Origin of the sequence: Caballeronia pedi (assembly GCF_001544915.2) — a bacterium.
Taxonomy (GTDB): domain Bacteria; phylum Pseudomonadota; class Gammaproteobacteria; order Burkholderiales; family Burkholderiaceae; genus Caballeronia; species Caballeronia pedi.
In genome coordinates this window covers 1-20,900 of sequence record NZ_FCOE02000048.1, presented here as the reverse complement: position 1 = coordinate 20,900, position 20,900 = coordinate 1, and the positions used below count along the sequence as shown (strand labels likewise).

Here is a 20,900-nt window from a genome sequence, read left to right as displayed (position 1 = left end):
CTTCTTCATGACGTCACCTTATGACGAGCTACTTCCACTACGATCTGCATTCGCTGCGGCTTTTCATCGTCGTCGCGGAACTCGGCAGCCTGACGCGCGCCGCCGATCGCACCAGCCTGACGCTATCGGCGGTGAGCAAGCGCATCGCGGACCTCGAGCGCAGCACCGGCTGCACGCTGCTGCTGCGCCAGCCACGCGGCGTCGAACTGACCGCGGCCGGCAAAGGGCTGCTTGCGCACGCGCGGCAAGTGGTCGAACGCGTGAACCGCATGGCCAACGAGATGAGCGACTATGCCGTCGGCGTGCGCGGCCATGTGCGCATGTGGGCAAATACGTCGGCGATCGTGCAGTTTCTTCCGCGCGACGTGCGTGTCTTTCTCGCCGACAATCCGAGCGTCAAGATATCGCTGGAAGAGCGGCTGAGCGGTGATATCGTCGCGGCCGTCTCGAACGGCGATGCGGATATCGGCATTTTCGCGGACAACGTGCCCGCACCGAATATCGACAAGGCAGTGTATCGACAGGACAGGCTCGTCTTGCTCGTGCCGAACGCTCATCCGCTTGCATCACACGAAGAGGTCGCGTTCGTCGATACGCTCGATTACGAATACGTCGGCCTCAACGAAGGAAGCTCTCTGCTCGCGCGTCTGCTCGACGCCGCATTCAGCGCCGAACGCACGCTCAAGGTACGCATTCAGGTCAGCAGTTTCGATGGCATCTGCCGGATGATCGAGCAAGGGCTCGGCATCGGCGTGTTACCGGAGGCGGCGGTACGCACCGAGATCCTCGCGGCAGGGCTTCGTCCTGTTCGTCTCATCGACGATTGGGCGGACCGCACGCTCTGGATCGGCACCCGTTCGCGCGACGCCCTCTCTCCGGAAGCCGCGCGTCTGTTCGACTTCATGTCGGCGCAAACGCAAGCCTGACAAGACCTTCGACGCCTTTCCAAAGCGGAAAGGGTCCTTGAAAATTCATTGATTTTCAGCGCCGCCGCGTTGTCGCACAGTGAGGCATCGATAAAACGACGCTTCACAGGAGACAACCGTGACGAAGCCGCTTGCGGGCATACGTGTGCTCGAAATGGGACAGCTCATCGCCGGTCCCTTCGCTGGAAAGATGCTCGCCGAATTCGGCGCACAGGTCATCAAGATCGAACCGCCCGGCACGGGCGATCCGCTGCGCAAATGGCGTCTGCTTCATGAAGGCACATCGGTGTGGTGGGCAGCGCAATCGCGCAACAAGGAATCGCTGACGCTCGATCTTCGCTCGTTCGAAGGTCAGGACGTTGCGCGCAAGCTCGTCGCGCAAAGCGATGTGCTCATCGAAAACTTCCGCCCCGGCACGCTCGAAGCGTGGGGCCTCGGCTGGGACGAACTGCACACGCTCAATCCCGGTCTCGTGATGCTGCGCGTCTCGGGCTACGGGCAGACAGGTCCGTATCGCGATCGTCCCGGCTTCGGCGTCGTGGCCGAAGCGATGGGCGGGCTGCGGCACCTGAGCGGCGAGCCAGGCCGCACGCCGGTGCGCGTGGGCGTGTCCATCGGCGATTCGCTGTCCGCGCTGCATGGCGTGATCGGCATTCTCCTCGCGCTGCGTCATCGCGATCAGAACGGCGGCGAAGGTCAGATGATCGATGTCGCGCTGTACGAATCGGTCTTCAACATGATGGAGAGCCTCCTCCCCGAATTCTCCGCGTTCGGCGCCGTGCGACAGCCGGCGGGCAGCAGTTTGCCAGGCATCGCGCCTTCGAATGCGTACCGCTGCGCGGACGGCAAGTACGCGCTGATCGCGGGCAACGGCGACAGCATCTTCCGTCGCCTGATGGAGATGATCGGCCGCCGCGATCTCGCCGATGACCCCGCGCTCGCGCAGAACGATGGCCGCGTGAAGCAGGTCGAGCGTATCGATGCCGCGATCGCCGAATGGGCGAATCGTCAGCCGCTCGACGATGTGCTCGCCGCGCTCAACGAAGCGCGCATTCCCGCCGGCAAGATCTACGACGTAGCCGATATCGCGAGCGACCCGCATTATCGCGCGCGCGACATGATCCTCGGTGCGCAACTTCACGACGGCACGCCCGTGCAGGTGCCGGGCATCGTTCCGAAGCTGAGCGCGACGCCCGGCACGATCGACTCGCAAGCGCCCACGCTCGGGCAGCACACGGATGCGGTGCTCGAACGCATCGGCATCGATTCCGCAACCCGCGACGCATGGCGTGCGCGCGGCATCATCTGACAGGAGCGCGTCATGACTGGCAAACGTGTCTATATCCAGGAAGTCGCGACCCGCGACGGCTTCCAGAACGAAGCTCGATTCGTCGATACCGACGCGAAGATCGCGCTGATCGACGACTTGAGCGCGTGCGGCTACGCGAAGATCGAAGTGACGTCGTTCACGTCGCCGAAAGCGATTCCCGCGCTGCGCGATGCCGAAGCGGTGATGCATGGCATCGCGCGGCGCGATGGGATCGTTTATACGGTGCTCGTGCCGAATATTCGCGGCGCCGAGCGCGCGCTGTCGTGCGGCGTCGATGAAGTCAATCTGGTGATGTCGGTGAGCGAAAGCCACAATCGCACGAACCTGCGCATGAGCCGCGAGCAATCGTTCGCGCAATTGCGCGATGTGATCGGCGTCGTGAAGCAGACGCAAGTCGCCATTAACGTGTCGCTGTCCACGGCGATGGGTTGTCCGATGGAAGGCGACATCGCGCAGGAAGACGTGCTCGGCTGGATGCAACGATTCGCCGATCTCGGCGTGCACGGTGTCACGCTCTGCGACACGACAGGCATGGCGTTTCCGTCGCAGGTCGGCGCGTTGTGCGCGGCCGCGCGCGAACGCTTTCCCGTACTCGAACTCACGCTGCACTTTCACAACACGCGCGGCATGGCGCTCGCGAACACGCTCGCCGCGCTCGATGCGGGCGTCGACCGTTTCGATGCGTCGCTTGGCGGGCTCGGCGGTTGTCCGTACGCACCCGGCGCAACGGGCAACGTCTGCACCGAAGAGCTGGTTCACATGCTCGAACTCGATGGCTATGACACGGGCGTCGATCTCGCCGCGCTGTTGTCCGCTTCAGCGCTGCTGCCGGGCTTGATCGGCCACGACGTCCCGAGCCAGTTGCTGAAGGCGGGCCGCCGTCTCGATCTCCACGCGATGCCTTGCACCGCCAGCGACGGGAAACCCGAACAACGCGCCTTCGCGCAAGCAAACTGAAGGAGCGGCGGCATGCAGGGTTTTCCTCTTTCGCGCCATGTCCATGGCTCTTACCGGAGTCTGACATGGACTTGATCGACCATCTCGATCATCTCGTCCTTACCTGTGTCGATGTCGACGCCACGAAGCGCTTCTACACCGAAGTCATGCAGATGCGGCTCGAAACGTTCGGCGAGGGGCGCATTGCGTTCCGATTCGGCAATCAGAAGATCAACGTACATGTTCGCGGCGCCGAGTTCGAGCCGAAAGCGCATCTCCCGGTGGCCGGTGCGCTCGACTTGTGCTTCATTGCGGCGCTTCCGCTGGACGACGTCATCGCGCATCTCGAACGATGCAACTGGCCAATCATCGAAGGTCCCGTACAACGCACGGGCGCCACGCAAAAGATTCGCTCTGTCTATATCCGGGATCCCGATCTGAACCTGATCGAGATATCCGAACTCGTGTAACAGGCGACCCACATCGAGCGGTGAACGGCAGATAAGCCGACCCGCTTCTCAACGAAGCAGCAGGAGACATCTCATGAACATCGCAACGGAAGCGCCCATAGAGGCGCAAGCCATTCCCCGGCCGCGCAAGCGGTGGTTCCAGCATCTGTATATCCAGGTGTTGATCGCGGTCGTGCTCGGCATCCTTCTCGGGCACTTCCATCCTTCTGCCGGAGAAGCGATGAAGCCGCTGGGAGACAACTTCCTGAAGCTCATCAAGCTGATGATCGCGCCGCTGATCTTCTGCACCGTGGTGCACGGTATCGCGAGCATGAACGACATCAAGTCGGTCGGACGTGTCGGCATCAAGTCGCTCATCTACTTCGAGGCGATGACCACGCTTGCGCTCGCCATCGGTCTCGTCGCGGTGAATCTGATGAAACCCGGCAGCGGCATGCACATCGACCCGCGCACGCTCGACGTGTCGTCCATCGCTGCGTACACCAAGGCCGCGCACGACCAGAGCGTCGTCGGATTTCTGTCGCACATCATTCCGACGACGGTGTTCGGCGCGTTCGCGGAAGGCGACATTCTGCAAGTGCTCTTCATCTCGATCATCTTCGCCTTTGCGCTTCAGATGCTCGGCGAACGCAGCAAGCCGCTTCTCTCCGTGATCGACGCCGGCGCGAACACCTTCTTCAACATGGTGCGCATCGTGATGTACGTATCACCGATCGGCGCGTTCGGCGCGATCGCATTCACGATCGGCAAGTACGGCGTCGTGTCGCTCAGCTCGTACGGACAGCTTCTCATGACCTACTACCTGACCGGGCTCGTCTTCGTGTTCGTCGTTCTCGGCGCGGTCTGCAGGCTCGCGGGATTCAGCCTGCTCGCCTTTCTGCGCTATATCCGCGAGGAGTTGCTTCTCGTGCTCGGCACGTCGTCGTCGGAGTCCGCGCTGCCTCGCCTCATGGCGAAGCTCGAAAGACTCGGCTGCGAGAAGTCCGTCGTCGGTCTCGTCGTACCGGCCGGATATTCCTTCAATCTCGATGGCAGTTGCATCAACATGACCGTGCTCGCCATCTTCATCGCGCAGGCGACCGACAGCACGCTCAGCATCGGTCACCAGATCACGCTTCTGCTCGTCCTGCTGCTCACGTCCAAAGGCGCGGCAAGCGTCAGCGGCGGCGCCTTCATCGTGCTGGCCGCAACGCTCAGTTCCGTGCCCGGCATACCTGTCGCGGGCCTCGTTCTGGTGCTCGGCATCTATCGCTTCATCTCGGAAGGCGGCGCGCTGATCAACGTGATCGGCAACGGCATTGCGACGATCGTCGTCGCCAAGTGGGAGAAGGCGCTGGACCGCGACACGTTCAAACGCCAACTCGCCTCGGGGCCGGGTGACGACTAAACACGTGCACTATTTCGTTCGAGCCGACGCGCCGCCTATTGAAGCGCATCATCATCACCGCAGCTTAATGAACCGATAGAACATGACTTCATCATCGCCTGCTCTCCAAGTCGTTTTCCTCGACCGATCCACCATCCCGCCCGATACGCGGCTGAAGGATTTGCCGTTCAGTCACGAACTTCACGTGTTCGAATCCACCAGGCCCGAAGAGGTCCTCGATCGGGTTCGCGATGCCGATATCGTCATCACCAACAAAGTGAAACTCTCCGGCGACGTGATCGCTCAGGCGAAACGCCTGAAACTGATCGCGATCGCCGCGACGGGCACCGATAACGTCGACGCAAGCGCATGCAATGAAATGGGCATATCGGTTTGCAATGTCCGTAACTACGCGGTGCACACGGTTCCCGAGCACACCTTCGCGCTGATCTTCGCGCTTCGACGAAGCCTGACGGCTTATCGTTCGGCAGTACAGGCGGGTCGCTGGCAGGAGTCTGGACAATTCTGCTTCTTCGACTTTCCAATCAAGGACCTGACGGGCTCGACGCTGGGCGTCATCGGTGACGGCGCGTTGGGGAAAGCGACCGCCGATATTGGAAGGGCATTGGGGCTCAAGGTGCTGGTCTCGGCCTTCAAGGGACGCGACGATATGGGAATGCTCTACACCCCGTTCGAGCGCGTGCTCGAAGAGTCCGACATCATCACGCTGCATTGTCCGCTCAACGATCAGACGCGGGACCTCATCGGAGATGCCGAGTTCGCGATGATGAAGCAGCGCCCTCTTCTCATCAACACGGCGCGTGGTGGACTTGTGCACGAAGCCGCACTGGTGCGTGCCGTGAAGGCTGGCTCGATATCCGGCGCGGGTTTCGATGTCGTGACGCAGGAGCCGCTTCCGAAAGCCAATCCGTTGAATGAAATCCTGCATCATCCGGCATTCATTCTCACGCCTCACGTCGCATGGGCGAGTGAAGAGGCGATTCAGGCGCTCGCGGATCAACTGATGGACAACATTGCTGCGTACGTCGCGGGACAGCCGCGAAACATCGTGAACGCGCCGCACGGCAGCAGAGTGACTGCCCAGTAGGAGCACTCTCCGAAGATCAGCGCCTGCGCCGTCGTTGCCCGACATCGTCAGCCGCCGAGTTCAGCCGGCGTCGCGCTGCATCAAGGGCCCGGGAAGATGCACCGCGGTTCGCTGCCGACGCCCGAGCCACTGCGCGATTTCCCCGACGATGCCGCGCCGGAATAGCAGCACGCAAGCGACGAACATCGCCCCGGTCACGATACTGACCGATTCGCCCAGCCCCTGAAACCATGCGACATGCGTCACCTCCGCGAGCCACGTGCCGAACGCGGCGAGCTTCGTCTCCAGACCGACGACAATCACCGCGCCGACCACCGGACCGAGGCGCGTGCCAAGACCGCCGAGCAAGGTCATGAGGATGACAGTGCCCGACATGGTCCAGTGCACGTCCGAGAGGGTGGCAAAGCCGAGCACGAGCGTCTTCATGGCGCCCGCGAGACCCGCGCACGCAGCGGATATAACGAACGCCAGCAGCTTGAAGCGATCGACATCGTAGCCGAGCGAAACCGTGCGCGCCTCGTTCTCCTTCAACGCGCCGAGAATCCGGCCGAACGGCGAATCAATCACGCGGCCGATCAACGCGAACGCCATCGCTCCGATCGCCAGCACGACGTAATAGAGCGTGAGGTCGTCGAGCGCAAGCGCGCCAAACAGCCGCCCGCGCGGCACGCCCTGCATGCCGTCTTCGCCACCAGTGAAGGTCGCCTGAACGCAAAAGAAATAGATCATCTGCGCGAGCGCGAGCGTGACCATCGCAAAGTAAATGCCCTTGCGGCGGATCGCGAGCAATCCCATCACGAACCCGAGCGCCGCACCGACGCCCGCGCCGAGGAGCAATGCGGCTTCGGGCGGCAGGCCGTGATCGCGCAGGGCGCTGCCCGCAACATAGGCCGCGACGCCGAAGAACGCCGCGTGACCGAACGACAGCAAACCGACATAGCCGAGCAGCAAGTTCAGCGATGCGGCGAACAGCGCGAAACACATCAGCTTCATCAGAAAGACCGGATATGCGCCGAGCCACGGCGCGGCGGCCAGCACGGCAAACGCGGCGAAGAATGCAAAGCGGTTATGCATGAGACACCTCACTTCGATTGACCGAACAGCCCGGCGGGACGCACGAGCAGAACCAGCGCCATGACGGCGAACACCACCGTCGCGGACGCTTCCGGATAGAACAGCTTCGTCAGGCTTTCGAGCACGCCGAGCGCAAGGCTCGTCAGCACCGATCCGGCGATCGACCCCATACCGCCGATCACGACGATCGCGAACACGGTGATGATCACGCTCTGCCCCATCAGCGGCGACACCTGCATGACCGGCGCGGCGAGCACGCCCGCGAACGCGGCGATCGCGACGCCGAAGCCGTAGCTCAGCGACACCATGCGCGGCACGTCGACGCCGAACGCCGCAACGAGCCGCGGATTCTCCGTCGCCGCACGCAGCAGCGCGCCGAGCTGCGTGCGCTCTATCGCCCACCACGTCGCTGCGCACACGCCGAGCGATGCGACGACGACCCATGCGCGATACGCCGGCAGCATCATGAAGCCGAGATCGACGACGTGCGCGAGGCTGTCTGGCGCGCCGTACGACATGCCCGAGACGCCGTACACGGAACGCGACGTGCCTTCGAAGATCAGCGTGACGCCGAGCGTGAGCAACAGACCATAGAGATGATCGAGCTTGTAGAGCCGGCGCAGCATCGAACGCTCGACCATTACGCCCACCGCACCCACGGCCAGCGGCGCGATGACGAGCATCAGCCAGTAATCGAAGCCGAAGTAGTTCGTGCCCATCCACGCGAACAGCGCGCCCAGCATGAAGAACGCGCCGTGCGTGAAATTGATCACGTTCAGCAGGCCGAAGATGAGCGAGAGGCCCAGACTCAGTACGGCATAGAAGCAGCCGTTCATCAGCCCGAGGACGAGCTGACCCGATACCGCCTGCAGCGGCATACCGAAGATTTCCATGACGTTCGCTCCGATCAGATGTTGAGCAGCGCTTGCAGCTTGGCCGCTTTTTCCACAAGGCGCGCCGACTCGAAGGCATCGACGATGCGTCCGTGCTCCATCACATAGAAGCGATCGGCGAGCGGCGCGGCGAAGCGGAAGTTCTGCTCGACGAGCAGAATCGTGAAGCCCCGCGCCTTGAGCAGCCTGATGACGCGCGCGAGTGTCTGCACGATCACAGGCGCGAGCCCTTCGGATATCTCGTCGAGCAGGAGGATGTCTGCGCCGGTGCGAAGAATGCGAGCGATCGCGAGCATCTGCTGTTCGCCGCCCGACAGGCGCGTCCCCTGGCTCGCGCGACGCTCGGCAAGGTTCGGAAACATGGCGTAGATCTCTTCGAGCGACATCGGCGTGCCCTTCGCATCGCGCAGACGCGGCGGCAGCAACAGATTCTCTTCGCACGACAGCGCCGCGAAGATGCCGCGTTCCTCCGGACAATAGCCGACACCAAGGCGCGCCACGGTCTGCGGTTGCCCGCTGATCGTCTCATGGCCATCGATGCGGACCGAGCCGCTGCGCGTATCGGTGAGTCCCATGATCGCTTTCAGGGTCGTGCTGCGGCCCGAGCCGTTGCGCCCGAGCAGCGTCACTACTTCGCCGCGCGCCGCACGAAGCTCCACGCCATGCAGGATGTGTGATTCGCCGTACCACGCTTCGAGTCCCGTGACACGCAGCGCGTCTTCGCATGTCGCGGCGACGTTCACATCGTCATGCAGGTCTTCAATGTGCGAGCAATTCATTCTCGGTCCCCATGTACGCCTCCTTCACTTTCGGATTTGCGGAGACGGACGCGTAATCGCCTTCCGCCAGAACCTCGCCGCGCTGAAGCACGGTGATGGTGTCCGCGATGCTCGACACCATCTTCATGTTGTGCTCGACCATCAGGATCGTTCGCCCGCTGGATACCTTCCTGATGAGCGCCGTCACACGATCGACGTCCTCGTGTCCCATGCCCTGCGTCGGCTCGTCGAGCAGCATGAGCACGGGGTCCATTGCGAGCGTCGTCGCGATTTCGAGGGCGCGCTTGTGGCCGTACGACAGCTCCACGGTCTTCACGTCGGCGTATGGGGCAAGGCCGACTTCATCGAGCAGTTCGAGCGCGCGTTCGCGCAGGCGGATGAGCATCGCGCTGCTCTTCCAGAAGCGGAACGACACGCCGAGCGGACGTTGCAAAGCGATCGTCACGTTCTCGACCGGCGTCAGACAGGGGAACACCGCCGAAATCTGAAACGACCGGATCACGCCGCTTCGCGCGATCGCCGCGGGCGCCGCCTTCGTGATCTCATGGCCATCGAAGAAGATCTGTCCCGAGCTCGGCGTGAGGAACTTCGTCAACAGATTGAAGCAGGTGGTCTTGCCCGCGCCGTTGGGCCCGATCAGCGCGTGGATCGTGCCTCGCCGCACGCGCAAGTCGATGCCGTTCACGGCGGTGAAGCCATTGAACTGCCTGGTCAAGCCCTTTGTCTCCAGAATCATGTCTGCATGCGTCATCGCAGCTCTCCTAATAGGGCAATGCAAGGCCTCAACCGGCCACCGGCAAGGTCTCGATTTCATAGACGTGCCGCAGGGCGCGCCCGAGAACCGGGTCTTCGAGCACGGTCTCGAAGCGCTGCGCCGGACGAATTCCGCCGATGGCCGCGAGCGTGCCGCACAGCATCGCGGTGCCGTCCACGAACTCGCCGCCGCGTTGCGCGAACTGATCGAGCAGGTCCTGCGGCGAGCGCATCGCGGTCACCTTGCCTTCCTGATAGAGCACGCGCTCGTCGTCGATCGTCGCGTACGAACGCAGCAGCAATTCGTCCCAGTGAGGGGCCACGTCGCTCAGGCGCCAGAGCGTTCTTGCGCACGGCTTGTCGCACATCTGCTTCGACACGGTGATGCCATAGGCTTCGACCTGCCGGTCCGTGTGGTCCGATGCGACGCCGACAAACACCTCGCCGCCGTCCTTCACCAGCACGAACTCGGCTTCCCCGCTGCTCTCCTCGCCGGTGACCTGCATTGCCGGCGCGGGACCGAAGCGATCCGCCGCGACGCGATAGAAGACCGGCGTAAAAGCGGGCCGCTTGATGCCCAGTTCCTCCAGCTCGCGAATGTGCTTCTCCATCGCTTCGGGGTCGCGTCCGGTCCAGCCTGCGATGACCAGCGTGTCGATTGAAATGGCGCGCTCGATACTGCCGTCGCGGTCTTCGATGTTGAATGTGATGGCTTTCATGATCGGCTCCTTATTTTCCGGCGGTGACGCTTCCCGCAACGAGCGGACAATGGCTCGCGCTGAGCGGCGCATAGGCGTCCTGCGCGGAAATCGTCTGCTTGATCGTGTAGTAATCCCAGGGCTTCTTCGATTGCTCCGGGGTCTTGACCTCGGCGATGTACATGTCGTGCACCATGAGTCCGTCGGCGCGAATCACGCCGTTCTTCGCGAAAAAATCGTTCACGGGTGTCTTGCGCATTTGCGCGAGCACGGCATCGGATGCGTCGGTGCCGCTCGCCTGCACGGCCTTCAGGTAATGCAGCGTCGATGAATAGACGCCCGCCTGGATGAACGTCGGCATCCGGCCGGTCTTCGCGTGGAAGCGCTGCGACCAGGCGCGGCTCGCGTCGTCGCGGTCCCAGTAGAACGGCGTCGTGAGCATCATTCCCTGCGCGGACTTGAGGCCGAGACTGTGGACATCGCTAATGAACATCTGCAGGCCGGCGATCTTCTGCTTGCCCGGCGCATTGATGCCGAACTCACGCGCCGTCTTGATCGCGTTGACCGTATCCGCGCCCGCGTTGGCGAGCCCGATCACTTTCGCGCGCGACGCCTGCGCCTGCAGCAGATTCGATGACAGGTCCGCTGCATGCATCGGATGCTTCGATTCGCCGAGCACTCTTCCGCCCGCCGCGTTCAATGCCGCAACCGAATCGTTCTTCAGCGACGCGCCGAGCGCATAGTCGACGCTCAGGAAGTACCACGAGTCGTCGCCGGCGCGCGCCATCGCCTTGACGAGACTCGTCGTCAGCGCGTAGGTGTCGTACGAGTACTGGATGGTGTACGGCGAACACGCCTCGTTGCTCAGCTTGGTCGTACCCGCGCCGCTCGCGATCGCGATGCGATGCTTCTCCTTCGCCACGTTGGACACCGCGAGCGCAACCGACGACGGCAGCAGGTCCTGCACCATATCGACCTGCTGGTTGTCGAACCACTCGCGCGCAACGGTCGCGGCGACATCCGTCTTGTTCTGGTGGTCCGCGCTGATCACCTTGACGGGCGCGCCGAGCACCTTGCCGCCGAAATCGTCGACGGCCATCTGCGCCGCGACGACCGAGCCCTTTCCCCCGATATCGGAAAAGATCGACGACATGTCGGTGAGCACGCCGATCTTCACTACGCCGTCGCTGATATCGGCCGCGCTGGCCGTCATCGCGACCGCAGCCGACAACGCGGTGCATGCGAGTTGCCTGAACATGGAAGTCTCCTTGATCTGTATTTGAAAGTGCGCTGAATCAATGCGCCCGCACGACTGCCTCGACACCCGCGCCGATAGCGAGCAACTGGCGATCGCTCATGTGCCGCCCTGTCAACATCAGTCCCACGGGCGCGTCGCCGTTCGCGTGACACGGAATCGATACCGAGCACAGGTCGAGCATGTTGGCGATCGACGGATTGCGCAGCAGCAAGCGATTCGTCGACGTGTACGCAGGCTCTTCGTCGAGATCGGCGATGCGCGGCGCGATGATCGGCACCGTCGGGCAGACGATCGCGTCGAAGGGGCGAAGTTCGTCGTCTGCCTGCCGGCATAGCTGCTCACGCAGCGCGCGATTGCGCAGATACTCGGCGGTGCTGTGTTCGCTGCCGAGCCTGATGCGGGAAATCACGCGCGGGTCGTAACTGTCGGCATTGCGCTTGATCAGCCCGACGTGCCACGCCCACGCTTCAGCCGCAACGAGGCCGCCATGCTGGCCGAGCGTCGCGAGATGCTGCCAACTATCGAACGAGACTTCGTGCACGACCGCACCCGCCGCCGTCAATCGTGCGATCGCACGCTCGAACGTGGTGGCGACGTGCGCATCCATGTCGTCGAGCACGATGTGCTTCGGCATCGCGAGCCGCAGTCCGCCCAGCGGCAGCGGAGCGATCGAAGCGGGCTCCGTGTCGCCGGCCATGATCGAATCGAGCACGGCGCAGCACGCCACGCTGGGTGCGATCGAACCGATCGAGTCATAGCTGGACGACAACGGCAGCGCGCCCTTGAGCGGGATGCGCGCGGCAGTCGGCTTGAACCCCGCGAGTCCACATAGTGCTGCGGGAATGCGGCACGACCCGCCGGTATCCGATCCGATCGCCGCGGCGGCCATGCCATCCGTCACCGACACCGCCGCGCCCGACGACGAGCCGCCGGGAATGCGTCCTGAGGGTCTGTCGAACGGATTCGCTGGCGTGCCGTAATGCGGATTGATGCCGAGGCCCGAGTACGCGAACTCAGTCATGTTGGTGCGGCCGACGAACACCGCGCCCGCCGCACGCAATCGCCCGATGGCGAGCGCGTCGCACGTGGCGGCCTGCTCCGGCAGAATCCGGCTGCCGGCGCGCGTGATTTCGCCCTGCACGTCGAAGAGATCCTTCACCGAGACCGGAATGCCCGCGAGCGGACCGGCGACCCCATGTAAGCGCAGCGCATCGCTCGCCGCTGCCTGTGCGTGTGCCGCGGCACTCGCCCCGTATGGAAAGACGCGTCGGCCTTCGCCCGCGTCATCGCCGATTCGTTCGATGCACGACGCGAGAAGCGACGTCGCATCGACACGGCCGTCGGCGAGCCGGGCGCGCAATGTTTCGAGAGCGGGCAGCATGATCAGGCCGGATCGTAGTAATGCACTTCGAGGAGCACGCAGCCTTCGTTCGATTTGAACGGCCCATGCCACGCGCCCGGCGGACGCACCGCATACGTGTAGCCTTCGAAAGGCTTGCCGCCCTCGCCTTTGTCATCGTTGCCGACCGTGAGATCGCCTTCGACAAGAAACACTTCCTCCCAGTAGTCGTGGACGAACGGCTTCGTCGTGTACATCCCCGCGGGCAGGCGCAGAAGACGCGTGCGGCTGCCGCGCTTGTTGTCGGTATCGAGCGCGCCGGACAGAATCAGCTCCTGTGCGCCGGAACCGGGTGCATAGCCTTCCGGCAGTTGCCAGCCGTCGGCCATGTCGAGTCCGTGAAACTCGTCGTGAAGTTTGTTGATAGCCATGTGTTTCTCCTGTGGGAAATCGTGGATTGAGTCGACGGTCTCAGGCAGCCTGGCGCGTCTTGGCCAGTTCGGCTTCGAGCGAGTAGCTCGACAGCATGTTGTCGACGAGACCGGTGGCGCGGCGCCAGTCGTAGCTGCGATACGCATGACCCTTGGTCACGAACGACGCGCCCGCATAGAACAACTCGTATTGGTTGTGACGCGAAGCGAACTCCGAGCCGACCGCGTCCCACGCGAGCTTGAAGAACTTGACGCGTTCTTCGGCGCTGCAGACCGGCGACTTCTGCGTCTTCTCGATGATGCGTGCGAGGTCGGGATGCTCGAAGTCGTGCACGCTCGACGGCAGCATGATCATTCCGCCGCCCGCGAGTTCGCGCAGCGTGGTGAGGATCTTCGAATAGAGCTGCTGGGTGAGCACTTGCGAGCTGTACAGCATGTTGCGATCGGGCACGTAGTAGCCGTTGACGACGCTGCCCTTCGCTTCCATGCCGTACACATAGGCCTCGACCATCGATGCTTCCGAGGCGAGCTGGCCCAGCGTCTCGCGCACCTGCGGAAACGCATTCGTGCCGTTGACTTCGGAGATCTTGAGACCGAGCCCGACAAGGAAGCGCAGCTTCGTCATCAGACGCACCTGACACTGATAGTTCTGGTAGACGTGTGCGGGGGTCGCATGAAACTGCTTCGCGCACATCGAGACATCGCCTGCGACGAAGATCCGCTCCCACGGCACCTTGACGTCGTCGAAATAGAGCACTGCGTCGTTCTCGTCGTAACGGCTCGACAGCGGGTTGTCGAACACCGACTGAGCATGCTCTTCGTACGACTTGCGCGACATCACCTTCATGCCCTTCGCGTTCATTGGAATTGCGAAGGACAGCGCGTACATTTCGTCCCCTTCGCGCAGCGGCTGAATGCAACTGCAAAAGACCTCGTTCGCCATGATGCCGCTCGTCGCGAGCATCTTCGCACCACGCACCGTGATGCCTTCCGCATCCTGATCGACGATGCCCACCGCGAGATATTTGTCTTCCTGCTCATGCGCCGACTTCGACTGATTCGCCTGCGGATTGACGATCACGTAGGTCAGGAAGAGATCGTTGTCGCGGGCATACTTGTAGTAGTCGCGCAGCGCGCCGGCGCGGGCCGGGTCGTATTGCTCGAACAGATCGATGCCCATGACCATGCCCGAGATGCACGACGCGACGTGATCCGGCGAGCGGCCCATGAAGCCGAAATGCAACTCCGTCCACGCTTCGAGCGCGGAGCGCCGCTCGACGAGTTGCTCGTAGGACGTCGGCAGTTCCCAGATGCGGCTCACGCGATTGCCCGAATCCGGCGAAACGAATGTCATCTTCTCGACGTTTTCCGGGCGCGCCTGATAGTCGTAAAGGTTCGCATAGCTGCGAATGGAATTGCGGAATGCGGGGTGCGCGGTGACATCGCCGACTGCCTTGCCGTCGAGATAAACCTGACGTCCGTCGCGCAATGACGCGATGTGTTGAGTGCCGTTCTTGATCATGGTGTTCTCCAGGATGAATTCGTCCGCCGTTTCAGGCCGACGCTGCGTGTACGCCGTTGAGCGTGTGATAGCGGCCGCCGAAGAAAACAAGCGGACGCCCTTGCGAGCGCATCCGATGACGCGTCACGCGGCCGACGAAGATCACGTGGTCACCGCCGTCGTATTGCGCATAGGGCTCGCATTCGAAGGTAGCGAGCGCGTCGGGAAGCAGGACCGGCTCGTCGCCCGGCTCGGTTGCCGCATCGCGCCAGCCCCATTTGTCGCCGTTGGCTTTCGCGAAACGATTCGACATGTCCTGCTGCGATTCTTCAAGCACGTTGACCGCGAAGCTACCGGCCACGCACAGATCGGCGAGGCTGAGGCTTCGCCGGTCCACCGAAAACAGGATCAGCGGCGGATCGAGCGACACCGAATTGAACGACGCGACCGTCATGCCGATCGGCGCTCCTTCGCGCCTCGGCGCCGTGATGACCGCGACACCGGTCGCGAACATGGACAACGCGGACCGGAACTGACGCTGCACTTCCGGATCGCCGCTCGCCCGTACGATGCTGTCTTTCATCTCGTTCTCCTTCGCGCCGCGCTGCCGCGACGCCTTCTTTCGAACACATCAACGTTTGTTTATTAGCTTTGTTGCATAGCTTTTATTTAATGACAATGACCGATGCCATTCAAGCTATCGTTTACCCTCGCTAAAAAAGCTTTGTATGAAAGACAACCCTACGAGGAGAATGGGTGTTGGCCAGAGCTCGCAAGTGTCCGGGCTACACTGCGGCCAACTTTCGCTGCGCGACTCCTCGCGTTGAAGAAGACACTGCACTGGAGCACGATCGATGAACTCACGCCCCATCTACATGGACTACAGCGCGACGACGCCCGTCGATCCGCGCGTGGTCGAGAAAATGGTTCCGTACCTGTACGAGCGCTTCGGCAATCCGGCATCGCGCAGCCACGATTACGGCTGGGAAGCGGAAGAAGCGGTGGAAGCAGCGCGCCGCCATGTGGCCGCGCTGCTGCATGCGGACCCGCGCGAAATCGTCTGGACATCGGGCGCGACCGAAGGGAACAACCTCGCGATCAAGGGCGCGGCGAACTTCTACAAGGCGCGGGGCCGTCACATCGTCACGGTGAAGACAGAGCACAAGGCGGTGCTGGATACGTGCCGCGAGCTGGAGCGGCAAGGGTTCGATCTCACGTATCTGGACGTAGGGCATGACGGATTGCTCGACGTCGCCACAGTGCGCGCGGCGTTACGCGCCGACACGGTGCTCGTGTCCGTCATGATGGTCAACAATGAAACCGGTGTGGTGCAGCCGATTGCCGAAATCGGCGCGATGTGCCGAGAAAAAGGCATCGTGTTTCATTGCGACGCAGTGCAGGCGGCAGGCAAGATCACCATCGATGTCGGCGCGCTGAACGTCGATCTGCTGACGGTCACCGCCCACAAGGTCTACGGTCCGAAAGGCATCGGCGCGCTGTATGTGCGGCGCAAGCCGCGCGTACGCATCGAAGCGCAGATGCACGGCGGCGGTCACGAACGCGGCATGCGCTCGGGCACGCTGCCGACGCATCAGATTGTCGGCATGGGCGAAGCCTTCCGGCTCGCGAGAGAAGAGATGGAAGTGGAAAACCGGCGAGTCGGTGCGTTGCGCGACCGGCTGCTCGCGGGCCTCATGGAACTGGATGAGGTCTATGTCAACGGCGACATGACGCAGCGCATCGCGCACAACCTGAACGTCAGCTTCGCCTTCGTCGAAGGCGAATCGCTCATCATGGGCATCAAGGGTGTCGCGGTGTCGTCGGGGTCGGCGTGCACGTCGGCGTCGCTGGAACCGTCATACGTGTTGCGCGCGCTCGGCCGCAGCGATGAACTGGCGCACAGCTCGATCCGCTTCACGCTCGGCCGCTTCACGACCGAGGCGGAAGTTGACGAAGTGATCCGCCAGGTTCAGGAGACCGTGCTCAGGCTGCGCGCGCTGAGCCCGCTGTGGGACATGCATCTGGAAGGCATCGACCTGAGCACGATCCAGTGGGCCGAGCACTGATCATGCTGGCTGCGGCGCTGTCACGACTTTTCCTGCCGCGCGATCAGATGCGAGAGATCGAGCGTCGCGCGATCGCCATTGGCGACAAGCCGGTCGACGACCGAGCACAACGCCTTGAACTCCGTCTTCGTCACGCCTTCGAACAGCACGTTGTTGATGCGCTGCTGCGTCGCGGCGAGTTCGCGAAGCAGCTTCAGTCCAGCCGATGTCACCGTGAGACGCATCTTGCGTTTGTCGTCGGGGTCCGAGCGTTTATCTATGAAGCCAAGCTTCTTGAGCTTGCCCGTTTCGATCGTGACGAAAGCGCCGCTCAGATGGAGATGATCCGCGAGCCGGTTCACCGTCACCGCCTCGCCGTGCGAAAGATGCGCGACGGAAACGAGCAGCGAATACTGGATGCCGGTCAGGCCGATGAGCGTCCCGAAACCGTCGCGCACGGACAGAAGCCGGGCTGCGAACGGCAGGAGACCGTTGATCAGATGGCGGAATTCCGTGTCCGCCCCGTCGACGAGACACGCTGGATTGGTAATCGTCAGAGCGGATTCGTCGATCTGCTTCGGCATGACACTCGAACTCCCGGATGCTAATCCATTTACCTTTGTAAGATAATTATACGTCAAAGCTTGAAAATGGAGATTTTAGCCATGAACCCTATGATGTCCGCCTCTTCTGTCCGGTCGCTGCTCGAAGGTTACGTCCGCGCGAAGGATCGGAACCAGCCCGAACTGATCCTGGACTGCTTCGCCGCCGATGCCGAACTGACGTTCGACATTGCGACCGACGCAATCGATTTTCCCCGCAGCGTGACCGGCGCCACGGCGATCGCCAGGACGCTGGTCACCGACTTCGGCGAGCGGTTCGAACGTTGCCGGACTTATTACGTGTGTGCCGCGCCGGAAGTGAATGCGGATGGCATCTGCGCGATGCCGTGGCTCGTCGCGATGCGACAGAAGGACAACGGCGCGCTGCGGCTTGGAACAGGCGAATATCGGTGGCGCATCGCACGCATGGGCGATGGGTCCGACAGAATCGCTGGCTTGCACATCGCCATCGAGCGCATGGATACGATCGACGATCCGGGCTCGGCTAGGCTTCGGTCCTTGCAGGACACGTTGAGCTATCCATGGCTTACCCCGACGGAACTGTTGACGCGAATGGACTCGTCGGCGTTGTTCGCAGCGAATGCGACCGTCGCGCGAACTTCCGTAATCGACCCGCTCCGCCGTTCGTGAACGCTGGACTTCCACGTCGGCTTCCGAAGAACATCCGCCACTAAGCAGTTTTTGTCATTGCCGCCCCACTATTATCGTGCCGCCATGTCCGTTGTTCGGTGCGCCGTCACAACGGTCACACCAAAGCACACGCACGGACGCGTAAGCGAACGCAAGATGCGTGGATCATGCTCAGTCAGTCACGACGCCATTCATTCCGACGCAACGAACCTCGGTCCACGTCGCAACCGGATCGGGCCATGAATGCTCGACTCGGGGTCCAATCGCGCCCCTCCTTGCGTGATCAGAATCCGCTCTTCACACGCAAGCCTCGCGGCGACTTGCCTTATGGAGGGCATCAGTGCTCGCCATCCGGTTTCATCGCCAAGTAAAGCGCGCGCGACATCCGATGGACAAATCGAGGCCGTGGTAGCGCGCCTGGCGAGCAATTCCAGCATGCATTTTTCAATGTCGACGCTCGTTACGTTCATGGTTGTCCTGTTCCCGCATGTCTGCCAGCGCCGCTCTGCAGCAGCCTCCAGGAACATGACCGTTTGAAACGATCGAGTCAATCGTGAAGCTCGCCAACAGGTCTTCCGGCATGGCCTTGTGCCCGTCGCCTCATCACAACACTTTCTGATACGACGAATCGATTTATGTACCGTTCGTTTAATTTGTTGCTTTACAATCGCGAATAATTCGCATTTACATGATCCGCTTCAACTCCAACCTGAAAGAGTCTGGTCTTATGTCGCAACGGGGAATGCAACAAAAAACTCATCGGCGCACTGCGGTGTCATGGGCGGTCGACCGCCTGTTCGTCGGGCTGATCGCCGCAACTGCGCTCCAGGCGAGTGCCTACGCGCAGAGCACGACGCCGGGTGACGCTCAGGCCGCTCAATCGGGCACGTCGACCGACGGCGCCGACGGCACCGCGCCGCAATCGACGGCGCTGCCCGCCGTCATGGTCAAGGGCACCGCCGAGGCTGGCGACCTGCCCGCGCCCTACGCGGGCGGACAAGTGGCGCGAGGCGGCAGCATCGGGGTGCTCGGGACAGCGAACGTGATGAACCAGCCGTTCGACACGACCAACTACACCGAGCAGATGATCCGCGATACACAGGCGCGCACCATCGCCGATGTCGTCACCAACAACGCCTCGGTGCGCGCGGAGCAGAGTAGCGGCGGCTTCGGCGATGTCTTCCAGATTCGCGGCTTCGATGTGCAGCCGACCGACGTTGCGCTCAATGGCCTCTACGGCATGGTTTCGGCGGCGCGCGTGCCCGTGAATCTGCTCGAACGCGTGGAAGTGCTCGAAGGCCCGGGCGCGCTGATGTACGGCATGGGACCGGGCGGCAGCGTCGGCGGCGCGATCAACATCGTCACCAAACGCGCCGACGATACGCCGCTCACGCGTCTGACGGCGCTGTATCAGACCAAAGGCCAGTTCGGCGTCGCCGCCGATGTCGGCCGCCGCTTCGGCGACGAAGGCCAGTGGGGCATCCGCTTCAACGGACAGATCAAGGACGGACAGACGGGCATCGCGCACGGCAATCAGCTTCAGGGCGACAGCGCGATCGGGCTGGACTACCGCGGCAAGGAGCTGCGCTGGTCGTTCGACGCCTACAACGTCTCCGAAAACACCGATGAATTCCGTTCGCAGATCGGCTTCGGCACGGCGACTGCCGTGCCGGCCGTGCCGTCGGCGTACAACAACCTCTATCCCGGCTCGAAGCTGAAGCTGCGCGATTCGGCCGTGATGACGCGCGCCGAGTATGACATCAACCAGTACGTGACCGTGTACGGCGCGGCAGGCGAGCACTACGGCACCTCCGAGCAGAACTTCCCGTACGCGAGCGGCATGACGGCTGCGGGCGCCTTCGACGTCGCGAACGGGTACTACGATCAATACACGCGCACGAAGACCGTCGATGCGGGCCTGCGCTTTCACTTCGATACCTTCGGCGTCAGGCACACGCTTGTCACCGGCGTGACGAGCCTGAATCAGGAGATCGGCTATTTCTATGCGCTGTCGTCGGATTCGGTGGCGTCCAATCTCTATACGCCGACGCCGCTCGCACCGGTGGGCGTCCCGCGCGGCGACATGCAACGCAGCAGCCAGACGCGCCTGAACAGCCAGCAGGTCATCGATACGATGTCGTTCCTCAATGACCGCGTGCTGATCACGGGCGGCTTGCGCCGTCAGACGATCGGGCAGGATAACTACGATCCGACCACGGGTGTGCAACAAAGCTCGATCGATCAGCAGGCGATCACGCCGCTCGCGGGCATCGTGGTCAAGCCGCTGTCGAACATTTCGGTGTACGGCAACTTCACGTCGGGTCTGAGCAATGGCGGCACCGCGCCAGCCGGCACCGCAAATGCGGGACAGGCGTTCGCGCCGTACAAGTCGAACCAGTACGAAGCGGGCGTGAAGGCTGACTGGGGCCGCGTGATGACGTCGGCGGCAATCTTCCAGATCTCGCAGCCGAACGCCGTCACCGATCCGACGACGAACATCTACGGGTACAACGGCAAAACGCGCGTGCGCGGGCTCGAACTGGCCGCCTATGGCGAGGTGTTTCGCGGCCTTCGCATGATGGCGAGCGCGACCTTCTATGATCCGAAGGTCTCGGGCACGGCGGGCGGCGCGCAGGACGGCAACGATCCGGGCGGCGTGCCGAAATTCGCCTTCAACCTCGGCGCGGACTACGACCTGCCGTGGGTGGCGGGACTGAGCGTCAATGGCCGGATCATCCAT

Annotated in this window: 21 protein-coding genes; 9 read left to right on the top strand and 12 right to left on the bottom strand. The window is 62.6% G+C overall.

Annotated features, from left to right (window positions below; translation table 11 throughout):
* Positions 1–20 precede the first annotated feature (20 nt).
* The 6 genes from AWB80_RS37280 to AWB80_RS37255 all read left to right on the top strand — a co-directional run bounded on the left by AWB80_RS37280 (position 21) and on the right by AWB80_RS37255 (position 6,136).
* Positions 21–926, top strand: coding sequence for a LysR family transcriptional regulator (locus AWB80_RS37280; RefSeq protein WP_061179639.1), 906 nt, complete (start codon positions 21–23; stop codon positions 924–926).
* A gap of 118 nt (positions 927–1,044) precedes the next feature.
* Complete coding sequence (locus tag AWB80_RS37275; RefSeq protein ID WP_061179638.1) at positions 1,045–2,235, top strand: CaiB/BaiF CoA transferase family protein; 1,191 nt, start codon at positions 1,045–1,047, stop codon at positions 2,233–2,235.
* A 12-nt stretch (positions 2,236–2,247) separates the two neighbouring features.
* Positions 2,248–3,213: a hydroxymethylglutaryl-CoA lyase gene (locus tag AWB80_RS37270; RefSeq protein ID WP_061179637.1), complete on the top strand. Its 966-nt coding sequence runs from the start codon at positions 2,248–2,250 to the stop codon at positions 3,211–3,213.
* Positions 3,214–3,278: 65 nt separating this feature from the next.
* Positions 3,279–3,662 carry a VOC family protein gene (locus AWB80_RS37265; protein ID WP_061179636.1) on the top strand — a complete coding sequence of 128 codons (384 nt, stop codon included), beginning with the start codon at positions 3,279–3,281 and terminating at the stop codon, positions 3,660–3,662.
* Between the two features lie 73 nt (positions 3,663–3,735).
* Positions 3,736–5,049, top strand: a complete 1,314-nt coding sequence (locus AWB80_RS37260; protein WP_061179635.1) for a dicarboxylate/amino acid:cation symporter — start codon at positions 3,736–3,738, stop codon at positions 5,047–5,049.
* Between the two features lie 82 nt (positions 5,050–5,131).
* Entirely contained in the window at positions 5,132–6,136 is a 1,005-nt protein-coding gene (locus AWB80_RS37255; protein WP_061179634.1) for a D-2-hydroxyacid dehydrogenase, read from the top strand.
* A gap of 60 nt (positions 6,137–6,196) precedes the next feature.
* Here AWB80_RS37255 and AWB80_RS37250 read toward each other — a convergent pair whose 3' ends face one another.
* The 10 genes from AWB80_RS37250 to AWB80_RS37205 are packed head-to-tail and all read right to left on the bottom strand — an operon-like array spanning position 6,197 to position 15,445.
* Positions 6,197–7,210, bottom strand: a complete 1,014-nt coding sequence (locus AWB80_RS37250; protein ID WP_061179633.1) for a branched-chain amino acid ABC transporter permease — start codon at positions 7,208–7,210, stop codon at positions 6,197–6,199.
* A gap of 8 nt (positions 7,211–7,218) precedes the next feature.
* A complete protein-coding gene (locus tag AWB80_RS37245; RefSeq protein ID WP_061179632.1) occupies positions 7,219–8,103 on the bottom strand; it encodes a branched-chain amino acid ABC transporter permease in 885 nt (294 codons plus the stop codon).
* Positions 8,104–8,117: 14 nt separating this feature from the next.
* On the bottom strand, positions 8,118–8,882 hold the full coding sequence (locus AWB80_RS37240) for an ABC transporter ATP-binding protein (protein ID WP_061179631.1): 765 nt from the start codon (positions 8,880–8,882) through the stop codon (positions 8,118–8,120).
* Entirely contained in the window at positions 8,863–9,633 is a 771-nt protein-coding gene (locus tag AWB80_RS37235) for an ABC transporter ATP-binding protein (protein ID WP_061179630.1), read from the bottom strand. Before AWB80_RS37235 ends, AWB80_RS37240 begins: the two co-directional genes overlap by 20 nt.
* Before the next feature lie 31 nt (positions 9,634–9,664).
* Positions 9,665–10,354 (bottom strand): DUF2848 domain-containing protein, encoded by a 690-nt coding sequence (locus AWB80_RS37230; RefSeq protein WP_061179629.1) that lies wholly within the window; start codon positions 10,352–10,354, stop codon positions 9,665–9,667.
* A gap of 10 nt (positions 10,355–10,364) precedes the next feature.
* On the bottom strand, positions 10,365–11,591 hold the full coding sequence (locus AWB80_RS37225) for an ABC transporter substrate-binding protein (protein WP_061179628.1): 1,227 nt from the start codon (positions 11,589–11,591) through the stop codon (positions 10,365–10,367).
* Between the two features lie 37 nt (positions 11,592–11,628).
* Positions 11,629–12,972, bottom strand: a complete 1,344-nt coding sequence (locus AWB80_RS37220) for an amidase (protein WP_061179627.1) — start codon at positions 12,970–12,972, stop codon at positions 11,629–11,631.
* Positions 12,973–12,974: 2 nt separating this feature from the next.
* Entirely contained in the window at positions 12,975–13,361 is a 387-nt protein-coding gene (locus AWB80_RS37215; protein ID WP_061179626.1) for a cupin domain-containing protein, read from the bottom strand.
* 40 nt (positions 13,362–13,401) lie between these two features.
* Positions 13,402–14,883: a 4-hydroxyphenylacetate 3-hydroxylase family protein gene (locus AWB80_RS37210; protein WP_061179625.1), complete on the bottom strand. Its 1,482-nt coding sequence runs from the start codon at positions 14,881–14,883 to the stop codon at positions 13,402–13,404.
* A 31-nt stretch (positions 14,884–14,914) separates the two neighbouring features.
* Positions 14,915–15,445 carry a flavin reductase family protein gene (locus AWB80_RS37205; protein ID WP_061179624.1) on the bottom strand — a complete coding sequence of 177 codons (531 nt, stop codon included), beginning with the start codon at positions 15,443–15,445 and terminating at the stop codon, positions 14,915–14,917.
* Positions 15,446–15,716: 271 nt separating this feature from the next.
* Here AWB80_RS37205 and AWB80_RS37200 point away from each other — a divergent pair, with 271 nt between their 5' ends.
* On the top strand, positions 15,717–16,928 hold the full coding sequence (locus tag AWB80_RS37200) for an IscS subfamily cysteine desulfurase (RefSeq protein WP_061179623.1): 1,212 nt from the start codon (positions 15,717–15,719) through the stop codon (positions 16,926–16,928).
* Positions 16,929–16,948: 20 nt separating this feature from the next.
* Here AWB80_RS37200 and AWB80_RS37195 read toward each other — a convergent pair whose 3' ends face one another.
* Positions 16,949–17,491, bottom strand: coding sequence for a MarR family winged helix-turn-helix transcriptional regulator (locus tag AWB80_RS37195; RefSeq protein WP_061179622.1), 543 nt, complete (start codon positions 17,489–17,491; stop codon positions 16,949–16,951).
* Positions 17,492–17,557: 66 nt separating this feature from the next.
* Between AWB80_RS37195 and AWB80_RS37190 the strand changes: the two genes are divergently transcribed.
* On the top strand, positions 17,558–18,160 hold the full coding sequence (locus tag AWB80_RS37190) for a nuclear transport factor 2 family protein (RefSeq protein WP_244206951.1): 603 nt from the start codon (positions 17,558–17,560) through the stop codon (positions 18,158–18,160).
* 191 nt (positions 18,161–18,351) lie between these two features.
* Here the strand turns inward: AWB80_RS37190 and AWB80_RS45665 are convergent, their stop codons facing one another.
* Complete coding sequence (locus AWB80_RS45665; protein WP_061179657.1) at positions 18,352–18,630, bottom strand: DUF3253 domain-containing protein; 279 nt, start codon at positions 18,628–18,630, stop codon at positions 18,352–18,354.
* Positions 18,631–18,902: 272 nt separating this feature from the next.
* Here AWB80_RS45665 and AWB80_RS37180 point away from each other — a divergent pair.
* Positions 18,903–20,900: TonB-dependent receptor (locus AWB80_RS37180; protein ID WP_244206945.1), on the top strand; the 1,998-nt coding region annotated here is incomplete at its 3' end.

What these genes read in the sequence shown, in the direction of transcription:
- AWB80_RS37280 (WP_061179639.1), top strand. Translation starts at nt 21, where the DNA reads ATGACGAGCTACTTCCACTACGATCTGCATTCGCTGCGGCTTTTCATC.
- AWB80_RS37270 (WP_061179637.1), top strand. Translation starts at nt 2,248, where the DNA reads ATGACTGGCAAACGTGTCTATATCCAGGAAGTCGCGACCCGCGACGGC.
- AWB80_RS37265 (WP_061179636.1), top strand. Translation starts at nt 3,279, where the DNA reads ATGGACTTGATCGACCATCTCGATCATCTCGTCCTTACCTGTGTCGAT.
- AWB80_RS37260 (WP_061179635.1), top strand. Translation starts at nt 3,736, where the DNA reads ATGAACATCGCAACGGAAGCGCCCATAGAGGCGCAAGCCATTCCCCGG.
- AWB80_RS37255 (WP_061179634.1), top strand. Translation starts at nt 5,132, where the DNA reads ATGACTTCATCATCGCCTGCTCTCCAAGTCGTTTTCCTCGACCGATCC.
- AWB80_RS37250 (WP_061179633.1), bottom strand. Translation starts at nt 7,210, where the DNA reads ATGCATAACCGCTTTGCATTCTTCGCCGCGTTTGCCGTGCTGGCCGCC.
- AWB80_RS37245 (WP_061179632.1), bottom strand. Translation starts at nt 8,103, where the DNA reads ATGGAAATCTTCGGTATGCCGCTGCAGGCGGTATCGGGTCAGCTCGTC.
- AWB80_RS37240 (WP_061179631.1), bottom strand. Translation starts at nt 8,882, where the DNA reads ATGAATTGCTCGCACATTGAAGACCTGCATGACGATGTGAACGTCGCC.
- AWB80_RS37235 (WP_061179630.1), bottom strand. Translation starts at nt 9,633, where the DNA reads ATGACGCATGCAGACATGATTCTGGAGACAAAGGGCTTGACCAGGCAG.
- AWB80_RS37230 (WP_061179629.1), bottom strand. Translation starts at nt 10,354, where the DNA reads ATGAAAGCCATCACATTCAACATCGAAGACCGCGACGGCAGTATCGAG.
- AWB80_RS37225 (WP_061179628.1), bottom strand. Translation starts at nt 11,591, where the DNA reads ATGTTCAGGCAACTCGCATGCACCGCGTTGTCGGCTGCGGTCGCGATG.
- AWB80_RS37220 (WP_061179627.1), bottom strand. Translation starts at nt 12,972, where the DNA reads ATGCTGCCCGCTCTCGAAACATTGCGCGCCCGGCTCGCCGACGGCCGT.
- AWB80_RS37215 (WP_061179626.1), bottom strand. Translation starts at nt 13,361, where the DNA reads ATGGCTATCAACAAACTTCACGACGAGTTTCACGGACTCGACATGGCC.
- AWB80_RS37210 (WP_061179625.1), bottom strand. Translation starts at nt 14,883, where the DNA reads ATGATCAAGAACGGCACTCAACACATCGCGTCATTGCGCGACGGACGT.
- AWB80_RS37205 (WP_061179624.1), bottom strand. Translation starts at nt 15,445, where the DNA reads ATGAAAGACAGCATCGTACGGGCGAGCGGCGATCCGGAAGTGCAGCGT.
- AWB80_RS37200 (WP_061179623.1), top strand. Translation starts at nt 15,717, where the DNA reads ATGAACTCACGCCCCATCTACATGGACTACAGCGCGACGACGCCCGTC.
- AWB80_RS37195 (WP_061179622.1), bottom strand. Translation starts at nt 17,491, where the DNA reads ATGCCGAAGCAGATCGACGAATCCGCTCTGACGATTACCAATCCAGCG.
- AWB80_RS37190 (WP_244206951.1), top strand. Translation starts at nt 17,558, where the DNA reads ATGGAGATTTTAGCCATGAACCCTATGATGTCCGCCTCTTCTGTCCGG.
- AWB80_RS45665 (WP_061179657.1), bottom strand. Translation starts at nt 18,630, where the DNA reads ATGAACGTAACGAGCGTCGACATTGAAAAATGCATGCTGGAATTGCTC.